The following is a 13,112-nucleotide window of genomic DNA, read 5'->3' as shown; positions in this document are numbered from 1 at the left end:
TACGTGCATCCTCGTCAGGGGAGCGAATTGGGGCCCAGAGGTCTTGGGGCATAGGTTGACGGCATGGTGGAGGGGGCGGACTCCGCGGCGCGGACCATGCCGCAGGAGCAGCAGAACAGGGGACGGCGTGCCGTTCGACGGAAGAAGGACAAGGGCGGGCTGGCTCGTTCGTCGTTGTTGATGGCTGTTGGCACGGTGGTGTCACGGGCGACGGGGCTGATCCGTCAGGTGTTGCAGGCCGCGGCGCTCGGCACAGGTTTGCTGGCCAGTACGTACAACACGGCGAACACCGTGCCGACGAGTCTGTACACGCTGCTGATCGGTGGGGCGCTCAACGCCGTGTTGGTGCCGCAGCTGGTTCGGGCCAGGGCGACGCAGCCTGACGGCGGACGCGCGTACGAGCAGCGTCTGGTCACGCTCGTGGTCTGTGTGCTGGGTGTGGGCACGGCGCTGGCGGTGTGGGCGGCGCCGCGGATCGTGGGCCTGTACATGCGGGACACCCCGGACAGTCACGAGGCGTTCGAGCTGACGGTGACGTTCGCGCGGTTCCTGTTGCCGCAGATCTTCTTCTATGGGCTCTTCGGCATCTACGGGCAGGTGTTGAACGCCCGCGAGAAGTTCGGCGCGATGACGTGGACCCCGGTGCTGAACAACGTCGTGCTGGTCGGCATGTTCGCCGCCTATCTGGGGCTGATGACGGTTCCCGACCGGGTGGAGGACATCACCGCCGACCAGGTGCTGTTGCTGGGAATCGGGACGACGGCGGGCATCGCCGTGCAGGCCCTGGCGCTGATCCCGTTCGCGCGGGCGGCCGGTTTCCGTTTCCGCCCGCGGTTCGACTGGCGGGGCACGGGGCTCGGCAAGAGCGTTCACGCGGCGAAGTGGACGCTGCTGTTCGTCCTCGCCAACCAGGTCGCCCTGACGGTGGTCACGAATTACGCCAACGCCGCCGACCAGGAGCTGCCGCGGGCCGGCGCGGGCTACTCGGCGTACACCTACGCGCAGACCATCTGGCTGCTGCCGCAGTCGATCGTGACGGTGTCCCTGGTGACGGCCTTGCTCCCGCGTATGAGCCGGTCCGTTGCCGAGGGCCGCATCCCGGATCTGCGCGCGGACCTGTCCAGGGCGCTGCGGATCAGCGGCGTGGTCATCGTGCCCGCCGCGTTCCTCTTCCTCGCTCTGGGGCCACAGATCTCCTCGCTGCTGTTCGCCCACGGGGCGGCGGACGCCGACTCGGCCCGCCCCCTGGGGTACATGCTGCAGGCGTTCGGACTCGGCCTCATCCCGTTCTCCGCCCAGTACCTCCTGCTGCGCGGCTTCTACGCCTACGAGGACACGCGTACGCCGTTCCTCATGGCCGCCTGGATCGCGGCCGTGAACATCGCCCTGGCCACCGCCTGTCATGTGCTCCTGCCCGCCCGCTGGGCGGTCGTCGGCATGGCCGGCGCCTACACCGTCTCCTACGCCGCCGGTCTCGCACTCACCGCGCATCTGCTGCGCAAGAGACTTGGGGGCCGCATCGACGACGACGGCGGCCTGCGGCGCACGTACGTGAAGCTGTTCTGCGCCGCGGGACCGGCCGCAGGGCTGGGCTGGGCCGCGGCGCGCGCGTGTGCGGGCCTGGGCAGTGGCACGTGGCCCACGGCGGTCGCACTGGCCACCGGGGCGTTGGTGACAGCCGCGGGATTCCTCCTTCTCGCCCGGCTGATGAAGGTCAACGAGCTGCGTCGGTTGCCCGGGATGCGCTGAGTCCGGGCGGACGACGCCAGGAAGCGTGCTTCATAAACGTTCCTGCGCGCGGACGGTCAGCGGTCGTCGTCGCCTCGCGCCGAGCCTGGCGGGCGCGCGCCGCTGCGTACGCGAAGATGGTCGCGTTCCCCGGTCCGACTCGGCGGAGGCCGCGTATGAGTACTCGTTTTCAGGAGATCGACTGGCGTCCCACGCCCCTGGGTGACATCAGCCTGCGCCGCAGACGGGACCCGGTCTCCGGTGAGGACGTGTACGAGGTGAAGTTGGGGGAGGAGTTCCTGATGTCGAGCCTCTTCACCGCGGCGGAGATCGAGCTTGCCCGGCTCGGCCTCGGTCTCCTTGCGGACACGGAGCTGGACGTCGCCGTGGGCGGCCTCGGCCTCGGATACACGGCCGGGGCCGCACTCGACGATCCGCGGGTGCGTTCGGTGACGGTGGTCGAGGCGCTGGGAGAGGTGATCGATTGGCATCGGCGGGGGTACGTGCCATTGGGCGGTCGTCTCACGTCGGACCACCGGTGTCGGCTGGTTCAGGGCGACTTCTTCGCGATGGTCGCCGAGGGCGGCGGCCTGGACCCGAGCGATCCGGACCGCCGCTTCCACGCCATCCTGCTCGACGTCGACCACTCTCCCCGGCACGTCCTGCATCCCCGGAACGCGGCCCTCTATCGGCCTGAAGGGCTGCGCGCCCTTGCTCAACTGCTCGTCCCGGGCGGTGTGTTCGCCCTCTGGTCGAACGATCCGCCGGACCGGGAGTTCGAAGCCGCGGCCGGGGAGGTCTTCCCGAGCGTGCGGAGTCACGTCGTGGAGTTTCCCAATCCCCTGCAAGGTGGTTCTTCCACCAACACGGTATACGTGGCGCGGTAGTGCGTAGAGCGACTTGCCGCGCTTGAGGTCGCCACCGGCAAGGTGATTGGTTCACTCCACCGTCGGCACCGCGCCGAGGAGTTCAAGAAGCTCCTCGTCAAACGAACAAGCGGATACGACGAGGTGTCCACCGGTCCGTCCAGGCCCTGGAGCAGGACATCCGGTCCAGGACCTAGGACGTGCGGCCCGTGGTCGACGCGAAGCCCAGCCAGGTGTGGCGGTTGTTCCACCAGCACCAGCCGACCTTCGGGGCGTTGCGCCGCTCGCGGCCGTCCCGGCCCGTGCCGTTGCTGATCCAGATCGCCGGCGTACGGGCGTCGAAGTCGCCCTTCGCCTTGCGCAGCCGGGACCCGATCGTCATGAAACAGAGGTTGCGCTCCAGCGCGGCCGGCTGCTGCAGCACCCAGTGGATGCCCTCGCTGAGCGTGAGCGGCGTCCGGTCCTCCTTGGTGAGTGCGGGAAGGGCTTCCTCCGGGCTCCAGTTGGACATGTGGTCGCCGCGGTCGATACCGCTCACCAGATAGAGCGGGGCCTCGGGCACCTCGACCGCGCCGACCGGTGCGAAGTCGTCGACGTCGGGCATGTCGACGACCACGAAGCCGGGCTTGTCGTCGCGACGGAGCAGTGGAGCGAGGGCCGAGGCGGGGGCGCGGTCCGGGTGGACGGCGAGCAGCGTGTAACCGTCGGCGTCGCCATCCGTGAACTTATCGGCGAAGGCGCGCAGTTCGTCGGCCGGGATCCCCGAGATCTCGTGCACGCCGAGCTCGATCAGACGCTGGGCCTGGGCGGCGAGCGGTGGGAGAGCGGTCACGGTGGACGATGACTCGGGCACGGTACTCCTTGAATCGGCGTATGTGGGACCGGCGTACACGGGACCGGTGCAGTGGGCCCCGAGGGAACGAGGGAGGCGGGTGGGAAGTTCCCGGCGCAGAGCGCCAGTGTCGGCGTCGGTGACGACCTGGTGGTTCGTGGAATATCGGTAGTTCTCAACTGCTCGGCGACGGTGTGATCGCGGGTGGACACCAGGGTGCCGTCCACGATGAGCACGGTGTCCTTGGCGAACCGTTTGCGGGGCTGGAGGGGCCGCGACCAGCAGCGCCCGGTCTTCCAGCGGAAGGCTCCACGGCCGGCCCTTGTGCCGGTCCGCCCGGGCACTCGGATTCATCCGCCGCCGATCCATCTCACGATGAAGCCGTACCATCCTCGCCATGACCATCGACCTCCTCGCCGAGGACCTCCAGCCCGGCGACCTCCTGGAACTCTCGACCGATTCGGGCACCCAAATCCTCCGGTTGACTCATGTGGAGCGGCGTACCCAAGGCATCAAGTTCATGGGGCTAAATCACCAGGGGGCCCTCTACTCCAGCGGCATGAAGTACGGCGAGCTCGCGCGGTGCGTACGCCCGTAGAGCATCGCTCGGACTGCCGATGGGAGTTACGGGACAACCATCGAGTGGCGTACCGCAGGGATCACCCAGCGTCACCCGACCTCACGGCTGCGGGCCAGTTCGATGGCTTCGGTGTGGTCGGTCACTTCCAACAGGAACCAGCCGCCGAGGGTTTCTTCGCCGGCGTGTACGGGCCCGTCGGCCACCGATACGGTTCCGTCGGTCGCCGTGCGCACGGTGACAGGACCCTGAGCGTGACGCATCGGTCTCGAAGATGACGAGGGCGTACTTCATGACAGGTTCCTCTTCTCGGTGAGTACAGCGGAATTGGTGGTTTCGGTAACGGCGGTGGTCGGGGCGAGGCGCGCCAGCGCACCTGTCTCGAGCGCGGTCCACAGCGCGCCGTCCGGGCCCACCGTGATGCCGTGTGGTTCGGAGGCCGGCGTGGGCAGGTCGTGGACGGTGATGATGCCGTCATCGGTGATCGAGCCGACTCGGTTCCCGCCCCACTCGGTGAACCACGCGGTGCCGTCGGCGTCGGTGGTGATGGCGTGCGGCCGGGCCTGCCGGTCGGGCAGTGGGTACTCGGTGATCTGGCCGTCGGGTGTTCTGCGGCCGATCTGGCCGGCCGCGATCTCGGTGAACCAGACGGTGTCGTCGTGGGCCAGGGTGACGCCTACCGGTGCGGCCGCTTCGGTGGGCAGCTCGTGGACGGTGATGCGGCCGTCCATGGCGATGCGCCCGATGGCATTGGCCTGGTTCATCGTGAACCACATCGCGTCCTGGGCCGCGGCGATCGCGGAGGGGAACGCGCCGGTGCGCGGCAGCGGGTACTCGGTGACCGAGCCCTGCGTGGTGATCCGGCCGATGCGGTCGGCGGCGGTTTCGGTGAACCATAAGGCGCCGTCCGGCCCGACCGCGATACCGAAGGGACCGCACCGCGCGGTGGGCAGGGGGAACTCGGTCACCTCGCCGGCGGTGGTGATCCGGCCGATCCGGTGCGCACGGTACTGGGTGAACCACAAGGCGCCGTCCGGGCCGGCACAGATGACGGTCGGGCCGCTGTCCGGGGCCAGTTGATGATGGATCGAATCCTGCCCCGGGGCGAATCGTCCGATCCGGCCGCTGTGCACCAAGGTGAACCACAGTGCGCCGTCAGGCCCCGTGGTGATCGCGTACGGACCGCCGGCGGGATCGGACACCACATACTCCTCGACCGGCCGTGCCGTCATCGCTTCCCCAGACCTTCGGTGGCGGCGATGCGGGCGATGTCCTGCGGGGAACCGGCCATGATGGTGCGGGAGTTGGCGCTCACCAAGTGGACGGGCCAGTCCCACCAGGCGGCGCGGAGAAGCTGCTCGACGGCCTGGTCGTCGAAGCGCTGTCTGATCGCCCTGGCCGGGTTCCCGCCCACGACGGTGTAAGGCGGCACATCGGTCGTGACCACCGCACCCGCCGCGATCACCGCACCGTCGCTGATCCGTACTCCCGGCATCACCGTGGCCCCGTATCCGAACCACACGTCGTTGCCGACCACCGTGTCGCCGCGGCTGGGCATGCCGGTGACGATGTCGAGGTTCTCCTCGGCCCACCGGCCTCCGAACATGGTGAAGGGGAAGGTGGACGTCCCCATCGACGGATGGTCGGCGCCCGCCATCAGAAACCTCGTGCCGGTGGCGATCGCACAGTACTTGCCGATGATCAAGCGCTCCGGGCCGTAGGCGTACAGCACATTGCGCTGGACGAACTCGGTCGCGCCGTCGGGGTCGTCGTAATACGTGAAGTCACCCGCCACGACATGGGTCCCGGTGACCAGGGGTTTGAGGAAGACGACCCGTTCGTGCGTCGGCAGTGGATGAAGCGTGTCCGGGTCGGGTGTGCACACGGCATTGCGGTCAGGCGTCACGCGGGAATCTCTCCCTATGAGTTCCGAGGGGCAGGTAAGCAGGCAGCGCAGGGTGTGAGAGCCCCCGAGGCGGCTGAACCGGCTCCGTCCAAGCATGCGGAGCCCCGAGCCCGGGAACAACTGCCGATCTTGTTAAGGTCGTTAACTCAGAAGTTCATGATCCGGGACCGCCCGGCAGCCGGATCCGGAGCCGTGCGGAGGGGGCGGAGCGGGATGGAACTGCGGGACATACAGATCTTTCTGACGCTCGCCGAGGAGCTTCACTTCGGCCGCAGCGCGGAACGTCTGAACGTCTCCCCGGCTCGAGTCAGCCAGGCGATCAAGAAGCAGGAACGTCGCATCGGAGCGCCCCTTTTCGAGCGGACAAGTCGACATGTACGCATGACTTCCCTCGGTGAAGAGCTGCACCGGAGGCTGAAGCCGGCCTATGAGGACATCCAAGCGGCCTTGGCCGAGGTGACCGCCATCGCCCGCCGACCTCCCGCCACGCTGACAGTGGGGGTGATGGGTGCGCAGATGCATGAGATGCGCTCGGTCCTCGACCACTTCCGGTCCCGGCATCCCGCAGTCGAACTCCGGTTCAAGGAGGTGTTCTTCAGTGATCCGTTCGGAGCGCTGCGGGCAGGCGAGGTCGACACCGTGGCCGCCTGGCTGCCGGTGCGCGAGCCGGACCTCACCGTCGGCGTGGTGCTGCGCGAGGAACCGCTTCGCCTGATGGTGGCCGCGGACCATCCGCTCGCCGGGCAGGGGACGGTGAGCATGGAAGTGCTCGGCGACCACCAGGTGCCGAGCCTGGCCGGACCGCTTCCCGCCTACTGGGTGAGCGCCGTCCTGCCGCTCTGCACACCGGCGGGACGCCCTGTCCGCCGCGGCCCGTCCGTCGCCACCTTCTACGAGGTCCTCGCCCTCGTCGCGACAGGAGATGTGGTGTGCCCTTGCCCTGACGAGGGACGGCGCTACTATCCACAGCCCGACATCGCCTTCCTGGCCATCCACGATGCGCCGCCCGTCCAATGGGGCCTGATCTGGCGCACGGACCGCGCGACCCCGCTGGTGCATGCACTCGCCGAAGCAGCGACGGAACGCGGAGCCCGACGGTGCGGTAGCGGCGGGCCCCTTGGCCCGGCCGGCTCCCCTCACGGCGCCGTCGCTGCGCCGACCGGAGGCACACCTGAACTTCCCGGGCGATGATCTTGTCGTCCTGCTGCCCGGCGAACATCTCGGCCGCCGGCATCCGGATGCCCGGGCGACAACACCACTACATCCTCAGTGGTTCAGAGAAGGAGCTGCTGTGCCGGGCGGGCAGCAGCTCGACGTGCTCGGCAGAACGTTCTGGCTGGAGGGTGTCGCTGCAGGCGTTGAGGAAGGGCGGCACCCCAGGCCATACCCACACCGTGCAGACGGTCCAGGCTCCACCGGTGGTCCAGGAGAGGAGCGTCGGGGAATCCCCGGCCTCCACGAACCGGAGCCACGCAGGGTAGGGCAAGGCGGTCTGGGCGCGATCACGGGACTCCCTGGCCGCCCAACCACCGAGCGACATCCAGCTCGTCCTGCCGGCGGCGTGCGATGGCGGCCAGGTCGTCCGGGTGGGCCCGGCCGGCTCAGCGTCTGCGGCCGGCGTGCAGTTCCAACCGCTCGGCTTCGAAGTGCGCACGGAAGTCGCGGTCGTGCGAGACGGCCACCACCGCCCCGGGGTACGCCGCGAGCGCCGCCTGGAGGTCCTCGACCAGGTCGAGCGCGATGTGGTTGGTCGGCTCGTCGAGGACGAGGAGGTCCGCGGGCCGGGTCACCAGGGTCGCGATCTGCAGCCGCCGCTGTTGTCCCACGGACAGGGCGGCGACCGGGACGTGCAGGTCCTGTTCGCGGAACAGGCCCAGGGACAGGAGCTGTTGGGCGTACTCCTCCGGCAGCCCGGGCCGTCCGGCGGCGAACGCGGCCAGCAGCGGCAGCCGTGTGGCGTGCGCGGGCAGTTCCTGGGCGAGGTAGCCGATCCGGGCGGGGCGGCGCGCCGTGCCCGCGTCCGGCTCCAGGTCGCCCGCCAGGACGCGGAGCAGCGTCGTCTTGCCCGCGCCGTTCTCGCCCGTGACGAGGAGGCGCGCTCCGGGCGCGATCGCCAGAAGCCCGTCCAGGTGCAGCCGTTGCCCGACCCGTACGTGGTCGAGTTCGGCGAGTGCGCCCCGGGTCGGGCCGCCGGCCGCCGACGCCAGTGCCGTCGTGAACCGGAGCGGTGCCGGCGGCTCCGTCACCGGGTTGCGCCGCAGCCAGTCCAGGCGCTCCCGCACCGAGCGCACCTGCCCGCCGAGCTTGGCCTCGCTCGAGCGGCGGTGTTTGCCGAAGCCCTGCTTCGGGTCCCGGCCGGTGGTGGCCAGCCGCCTGCTCGCGGCCTCGAGCAGCTCCTCCGCGCGGGCCACCTCCTCGACCCAGTCCGCGTACCGCTGCTCGGCTCCGCGCCGGGCGGCGGCCTTCGCGGCGCGGTAGCCGGTCCAGCCGTCGCCGTACCGGCGCACGGTGCGCTCGTCCCGGTCGACCTCGAGGATCGTGGTGGCGATGCGCTCCAGGAAGCCGCGGTCATGGGTGACCGCGACGACGGTGCCGCGGTGTGTGCGCAGGTGTTCCTCCAGCCAGCGCACGGCCGCCGCGTCGAGGTGGTTGGTCGGTTCGTCCAGGAGCAGCAGTTCGGGGGCGGCGGCCAGGACGCAGGCGAGCGCGAGGCGCGACTGCTCGCCGCCGGACAGCGAGCCGAGCAGGCGCTCCCGGGTGATCCGGGCAAGGCCGAGCCCGTGCATGGCGGCATCCACCCGGGCGTCGGCCTCGTATCCGCCGCGTTCCTCGTAGGCGATCAACAGGTCGCCGTACGCGGCGAGTTCCTCGTCCGAGGCGTCGGTGAGCAGCTCCTCTGCCGCTCGGAGCCCTCGCTCCATGTCGCGCAGTTCGGTGAGGGCGAGGTCGACGGCGTCCTGCACGGTGCAGTCCGCATCGAGTGCGAGTGTCTGGGCGAGGTGGCCGATTCCGCCGGGGAAGCGGACGGTGACCTCCCCGGCGTCCGGCGTCTCGGCCGCGGCGAGCAGCCGCAGCAAGGTGGACTTGCCGGAACCGTTCTCACCGATGACGGCGGTCTTCTCGCCCGGCCGGACGGTGAAGGAGACCTGGTCGAGGATGGTCCGGGTGCCGTACGACTTGGTGACGGACTTGACGGACAGCTGCGCCACGGCGGTGGCGGGCAGGGTGGTATGGGCGCGGTCGCGCATGGGGCTTTCCCTGGGCATGCGAAGGGGCTACGGGCAGCAGAAACGGCGGCGGGCGCCGTGCCCGGACTCAGACGAAGAAAAGGAAAGCCATGCGCCCACCATAACAAGACGAAGCGTCTCGCCTCAATCCGTTTGGGGCACGGCAGCGGTCGCGTCCAGGTTGAGGCGCTGGCTCACCACACCGTGCCGGCATCGACGATCCGTGGGTCGGCGCCGTCGGCGATGACGCGCAAGGTGATGTCCCGGTCGGTGACCACGCCGAGCAGCCGGTCGCCGTCGCAGACCAGCCGCCCGGATCAGCTCCTGCGCGGCCTGCCCGTCCTCGGTGAAGCCCATCATCAGCTGCGGGATCCCGTAGGGGAAGTCGCCGCGGTCGTACTGCCACGTGTGGAAGGTCTTGCCGTAGGTGGTCACGAGGTCCTCGAAGTAGGCGTGTTCAGCCACGTCGGGGATGCCGGGGTCGGTGAGGATGCCGGACTTCACCTCGTAATGGTGGCTGTGCCACAACCGCTTCTCGTCCTCGGGCAGAGCGCGGAAGCGCTCCTCGCTGATGATGTACTCGATGCCGATCAGGCTTGCTGATCGTCGCCGCTTTGCGGCCGGACAGAAGGCCGAGCGCCGCCGTCAGATCGGCCGCGGCGCCGACGCCGAAGGTCGCGGCCGACGCCCAGCCCGAGCGGTGCGTTCTACGAGTGAAGGACATGCGCGGTGAGTGCCCCGTGCCCGGCGGCCGTAACGGGGCGCGCCGAAGCATGGCGTGCGCCCACGTGGGAGCGGAGCTCGGCAAGCGGCTCCTGGGGGCACGCTTGACCAGCTGACGACAGGGTCGTCGGTCCGCCGCGGGCCACGTCGTTCGGCCGACCCGAATGATGTGGCCCGCAGCGCGTTGCGATGCCGGCTCCGCCCTGGTGCGAGGTGTGGGGGCATGCATGGGCCGTTGACGTTCGGGTACCGGAGTATCCCCTGGTGACAGCGCCGGAGAGACCGGAGAGACCAGAGAGGCCGCAGCGAACGAACACGAGGCGATCATGAGCGACGAGAGCATGGCGGACGACGCCTACCAGCCCACGGGCGGCAACGAGGAACAGGAGGACGCCGCACCCCTGGATCTCCAGGACGCGGTGGACGAACGGGACTACGACGAGATGCTCGACGAGGGGTACTCGCCGCCGGAGAAGCCGCTCGGTGTCACCAAGCCCGGCGTCACGGCGGCGGAACAGCACGAGGGCGAGTCCCTGGAGGAGCGGCTGCGCCAGGAAACACCCGATGCGGACGAGACCCCGGGAGACGTGTCCGACGGATCCGGCGAGACCCTCGATCCCGAGACGGGAACGGACCGCGCCGGGCGGCTGGTCGCGCCGGACGAGGGCTCCCACCCGGATACGACGAAGGAGGCGATCGCCTTCGACCAGGGTGTGGACGGTGGTGCGGCCGCTGCCGAGGAGGCCGCCGAGCATGTGGTGCCCGACGAGCAGCTGCCGCCCGCGGAAGGGGAACAGTAGCCGCGGAGCGGGCCGGTCACCCGGGCCCGGGGGCGACAGAGGAGCTCGCCCCGGCCTACGTCTCCGCGCCTCGGAGCCCGATTCCAGCTACACGATCGGGGAGACCATCGCGGTGACCGGCGGGATGACCGACAGCCGCTGAAGCGGGGTCAGGTCCGCCGTGCGTCCCGCAGGGGACGCAGCAGCGCGCTCCTGCCCTGTCGCCACTGCGCCAACAGCCGTTCGCCCAGGCGGCCTTCGAGGAAGCTGGTGGCGCACACGCCGAAGGCGATGTCACCGTCGAGGGAGGGCTCCGCGTCCAGCAGGCCGTCGACGACCTCGTGGCGCACCACCTGTTCGTGCACCGCGTCGGCCTCCACGTGTTCGTCGTAGAACCGCTGGGCCGCCGGGCCCGCGCCCAGCCGTCGCAGGGCGGCCGCCAGCCGTCGCGAGCCCGGCGGCGAAGTGATCTCGACCGTCGCGAAGTGGCCCACCAGCGCGCCGCGCAGGCTGCGGTGCAGGCCGAACAGGGACATGAGGTTGACGGTGGCGAGGGCGCCCGCCGGCGCGGAGTCGAGGTAGTGGCCGTAGGCGGTCTCCAGGCCGAGGTCCGTCATCAGGTCCGCGAACAGGTCGGCGTGGATGTCCTCGGCTCGCCCCGCCCCGAACTCGTCGTACTCGACGGCCACCATCGCGGCCTTCGCCCTGCCGTGCAGGCGGGGGATGACCCAGGCGTGGGGGTCGGCCTCCTTGAGGTGGTAGAGCGAGCGCAGGGCGGCGTACTCCCTGAACTGCCCTATGTGGCCGTCGCGTTCGAGGTAGTGGCTCACGCTGTCGTCCTGGTGGCCGACCGGCTCGACCTGCAGCTCGGCCAGCACCTGGGCGGCGCCCGCCCGCGGAGCGGCGTCGGAGCGCAGCGCGTCGAGGAATCGGTGTTCGAGTCGGCGTCGCAGCGCCAACAGGCCCGGCTCCCACTCCAGTTCGGGGTCGACGCCCCGAAACCCTTGGTAATGGAGCTCGTAGAGCGTGTACAGGGCGAGTTGGAGGTCCTCGCCGTACGGCTCGGCGGTGGTGATGGTGTGCTGCTGCGCAGAGGTGTCGGGAGGAGTACTGTCGCGCAGCGCAGCGATCACCCCGCTGGACAACTCGCCGCGCGGGACCGGGAGTTCGGGCCGGTGCGCGCGCGGGGCCGGCGGACGTGGCGGGGACGTCAGGTGCGTGGCGGTCATGTCTCCTCCCCTTCGGCACGGTCCGGCTGTGGGGCGGCTTTGCGGCGGCGGTGGCTGGTGTCGCACCAGGGGAACGTACGGCTGCGTCGGCACATGCAGATCGCGACCTGGAAGCGGTCGGACGCGTGCACCACCCCGTCGCCGTCGGTCACCTCGACAGGACCCTCCACGAGCAGGGGGCCCTCGCGGTCGACCCTGATGCGGCGCGGGCGCTCAGGGGAGTGCTGGTGCCCAGAGGAGTGCGGGTGCTCAGGGGAGTGCTGGTGCTCAGAGGAGTTCGGCACGGATGACCACCAGCTCTTCCCTCGTCGCTTCCCGGTCGAGCAGGCCCTGAGCACAGAGCCAGTCACGGCGTGCACGCATCACCGGGCCGAACGGCACCAAGCCCCGGTCGATCACTGCCGGCTTCATGCCGAGACCGTCCAGGCAATCCAGGGTCTCTTCCTCGTCGCACAGCGCGGAGTGGACCATCAGCAGCGTGCCGCCGGCGCGCAGAGCCCGTGCCGCGCCGGCGCAGGCCCGGTCGACGACCGTGCGGCCGGAGGGGCCGCCCTCCCACGCCACCGCGGCGCCGTGTGTCGGCGGTGACTCGGGGGACGGTACGTAGGGCGGATTGCTCAGGACCAGGTCGAACGTGCCGAGACCCGGTACCACCCCGAGGTCACCGTGCCGGACGGTGACGGCGGCACCGCTGAGCAGAGCATTGAGCCGCGCCGTCCACACCGCACGCCACGAGATGTCGACCGCGGTCACCCGCGCCCCGTGCCGCGCCGCGGCGAGGGCCAGCGCACCCGAACCGGTGCCCAGGTCCAGCACGGCGGTGCCCGGATCGAGAGGCTCGCGGTCGAGGGCCTGGAGCAGGAGCGCGGTGTCCGCGCCCGGCCGGTACACGCCCCGAGGCGCCAGCAGGCGGTGTCGGCGGGGTGGCAGTGCCATGTGTGCCGTCCTGGGCTGTGTCGTCATGCGGTGCTCACCACACTGGGGATCACAGAGGTCAAGACCGGTCCGTCCTTTCACCTTGCGACGCCGTGCCTCGATCGGCCACTCGACGCATGCCGTGACGCGCCGTGCACCTGAGCCGTGGGGACGCGCCGACACGTAGGAGTGCCCCGGTGTCGGCGGATGAACCGTGGCGGGTTCTCCGCGATGCGATCGGTCGGCCGGCGTCCGCCACGGACGGGTTTGCCGTGAGCGAAGGAGGTCAACCGGCCTATTCGGAGGTCTGAGCCGATGTACGCCACGAAC

13 protein-coding genes and 2 pseudogenes are annotated in these 13,112 nt (G+C 70.1%); 5 read left to right on the top strand and 10 right to left on the bottom strand.

Going from position 1 to position 13,112, the window contains the following annotated elements; all coding sequences use genetic code 11:
- The first annotated feature begins 63 nt into the window (after positions 1-63).
- Both murJ and ACOKM3_RS06410 read left to right on the top strand, forming a co-directional pair.
- Positions 64-1,749: a murein biosynthesis integral membrane protein MurJ gene (gene murJ, locus ACOKM3_RS06415; protein WP_426897814.1), complete on the top strand. Its 1,686-nt coding sequence runs from the start codon at positions 64-66 to the stop codon at positions 1,747-1,749.
- Between the two features lie 155 nt (positions 1,750-1,904).
- Positions 1,905-2,615: a polyamine aminopropyltransferase gene (locus ACOKM3_RS06410; protein WP_426897812.1), complete on the top strand. Its 711-nt coding sequence runs from the start codon at positions 1,905-1,907 to the stop codon at positions 2,613-2,615.
- A 172-nt stretch (positions 2,616-2,787) separates the two neighbouring features.
- Here the strand turns inward: ACOKM3_RS06410 and ACOKM3_RS06405 are convergent, their stop codons facing one another.
- Together ACOKM3_RS06405 and ACOKM3_RS06400 are read right to left on the bottom strand one after the other, a co-directional pair.
- The gene (locus ACOKM3_RS06405; protein WP_426906717.1) at positions 2,788-3,447 is read right to left on the bottom strand and encodes a DUF5701 family protein; all 660 of its coding nucleotides are present in this window, start codon (positions 3,445-3,447) and stop codon (positions 2,788-2,790) included.
- A 105-nt stretch (positions 3,448-3,552) separates the two neighbouring features.
- Positions 3,553-3,750, bottom strand: a pseudogene (locus tag ACOKM3_RS06400) (IS5/IS1182 family transposase); the annotation flags it as partial.
- A gap of 73 nt (positions 3,751-3,823) precedes the next feature.
- Here ACOKM3_RS06400 and ACOKM3_RS06395 point away from each other — a divergent pair.
- A complete protein-coding gene (locus tag ACOKM3_RS06395; protein WP_426897810.1) occupies positions 3,824-4,024 on the top strand; it encodes a hypothetical protein in 201 nt (66 codons plus the stop codon).
- 71 nt (positions 4,025-4,095) lie between these two features.
- Here ACOKM3_RS06395 and ACOKM3_RS06390 read toward each other — a convergent pair whose 3' ends face one another.
- The 3 genes from ACOKM3_RS06390 to ACOKM3_RS06380 are packed head-to-tail and all read right to left on the bottom strand — an operon-like array spanning position 4,096 to position 5,909.
- Positions 4,096-4,266, bottom strand: coding sequence for a YciI family protein (locus tag ACOKM3_RS06390; RefSeq protein WP_426897808.1), 171 nt, complete (start codon positions 4,264-4,266; stop codon positions 4,096-4,098).
- Between the two features lie 27 nt (positions 4,267-4,293).
- On the bottom strand, positions 4,294-5,235 hold the full coding sequence (locus ACOKM3_RS06385) for a Vgb family protein (protein ID WP_426897806.1): 942 nt from the start codon (positions 5,233-5,235) through the stop codon (positions 4,294-4,296).
- Positions 5,232-5,909: a CatB-related O-acetyltransferase gene (locus ACOKM3_RS06380; protein WP_426897804.1), complete on the bottom strand. Its 678-nt coding sequence runs from the start codon at positions 5,907-5,909 to the stop codon at positions 5,232-5,234. Before ACOKM3_RS06380 ends, ACOKM3_RS06385 begins: the two co-directional genes overlap by 4 nt.
- A gap of 213 nt (positions 5,910-6,122) precedes the next feature.
- Between ACOKM3_RS06380 and ACOKM3_RS06375 the strand changes: the two genes are divergently transcribed.
- Positions 6,123-7,100: a LysR family transcriptional regulator gene (locus ACOKM3_RS06375; protein WP_426897802.1), complete on the top strand. Its 978-nt coding sequence runs from the start codon at positions 6,123-6,125 to the stop codon at positions 7,098-7,100.
- A 410-nt stretch (positions 7,101-7,510) separates the two neighbouring features.
- Here the strand turns inward: ACOKM3_RS06375 and abc-f are convergent, their stop codons facing one another.
- Positions 7,511-9,157: a ribosomal protection-like ABC-F family protein gene (gene abc-f / locus ACOKM3_RS06370; protein ID WP_426906716.1), complete on the bottom strand. Its 1,647-nt coding sequence runs from the start codon at positions 9,155-9,157 to the stop codon at positions 7,511-7,513.
- 123 nt (positions 9,158-9,280) lie between these two features.
- Positions 9,281-9,733: pseudogene (locus ACOKM3_RS06365) on the bottom strand (DUF1264 domain-containing protein); the annotation flags it as partial.
- A 452-nt stretch (positions 9,734-10,185) separates the two neighbouring features.
- On the opposite strand from ACOKM3_RS06365, the gene ACOKM3_RS06360 reads away from it, so the two are divergent.
- Entirely contained in the window at positions 10,186-10,659 is a 474-nt protein-coding gene (locus ACOKM3_RS06360) for a DUF5709 domain-containing protein (protein ID WP_426897800.1), read from the top strand.
- 149 nt (positions 10,660-10,808) lie between these two features.
- Here ACOKM3_RS06360 and ACOKM3_RS06355 read toward each other — a convergent pair whose 3' ends face one another.
- The 3 genes from ACOKM3_RS06355 to ACOKM3_RS06345 are packed head-to-tail and all read right to left on the bottom strand — an operon-like array spanning position 10,809 to position 12,803.
- Complete coding sequence (locus ACOKM3_RS06355) at positions 10,809-11,867, bottom strand: iron-containing redox enzyme family protein (protein ID WP_426897798.1); 1,059 nt, start codon at positions 11,865-11,867, stop codon at positions 10,809-10,811.
- Complete coding sequence (locus ACOKM3_RS06350) at positions 11,864-12,151, bottom strand: CDGSH iron-sulfur domain-containing protein (RefSeq protein ID WP_426897796.1); 288 nt, start codon at positions 12,149-12,151, stop codon at positions 11,864-11,866. Before ACOKM3_RS06350 ends, ACOKM3_RS06355 begins: the two co-directional genes overlap by 4 nt.
- Positions 12,135-12,803: a HemK2/MTQ2 family protein methyltransferase gene (locus tag ACOKM3_RS06345; protein WP_426897794.1), complete on the bottom strand. Its 669-nt coding sequence runs from the start codon at positions 12,801-12,803 to the stop codon at positions 12,135-12,137. The genes ACOKM3_RS06350 and ACOKM3_RS06345 overlap by 17 nt, the downstream gene beginning before the upstream one ends.
- Positions 12,804-13,112: the final 309 nt, after the last annotated feature.

The sequence above is a fragment of the Streptomyces nidicola genome (genome assembly GCF_050106155.1).
GTDB lineage: Bacteria > Actinomycetota > Actinomycetes > Streptomycetales > Streptomycetaceae > Streptomyces.
The sequence above is the reverse complement of the archived record's forward strand: the minus strand, read 5'-3'. Positions and strand labels throughout refer to the sequence as shown.

Excerpts from the sequence above, each read along its gene's own strand:
- murJ (WP_426897814.1), top strand. The coding sequence starts at position 64 with ATGGTGGAGGGGGCGGACTCCGCGGCGCGGACCATGCCGCAGGAGCAG.
- ACOKM3_RS06385 (WP_426897806.1), bottom strand. The coding sequence starts at position 5,235 with ATGACGGCACGGCCGGTCGAGGAGTATGTGGTGTCCGATCCCGCCGGC.
- ACOKM3_RS06390 (WP_426897808.1), bottom strand. The coding sequence starts at position 4,266 with ATGCGTCACGCTCAGGGTCCTGTCACCGTGCGCACGGCGACCGACGGA.
- ACOKM3_RS06345 (WP_426897794.1), bottom strand. The coding sequence starts at position 12,803 with ATGGCACTGCCACCCCGCCGACACCGCCTGCTGGCGCCTCGGGGCGTG.
- ACOKM3_RS06375 (WP_426897802.1), top strand. The coding sequence starts at position 6,123 with ATGGAACTGCGGGACATACAGATCTTTCTGACGCTCGCCGAGGAGCTT.
- ACOKM3_RS06395 (WP_426897810.1), top strand. The coding sequence starts at position 3,824 with ATGACCATCGACCTCCTCGCCGAGGACCTCCAGCCCGGCGACCTCCTG.
- ACOKM3_RS06355 (WP_426897798.1), bottom strand. The coding sequence starts at position 11,867 with ATGACCGCCACGCACCTGACGTCCCCGCCACGTCCGCCGGCCCCGCGC.
- ACOKM3_RS06360 (WP_426897800.1), top strand. The coding sequence starts at position 10,186 with ATGAGCGACGAGAGCATGGCGGACGACGCCTACCAGCCCACGGGCGGC.
- ACOKM3_RS06410 (WP_426897812.1), top strand. The coding sequence starts at position 1,905 with ATGAGTACTCGTTTTCAGGAGATCGACTGGCGTCCCACGCCCCTGGGT.
- abc-f (WP_426906716.1), bottom strand. The coding sequence starts at position 9,157 with ATGCGCGACCGCGCCCATACCACCCTGCCCGCCACCGCCGTGGCGCAG.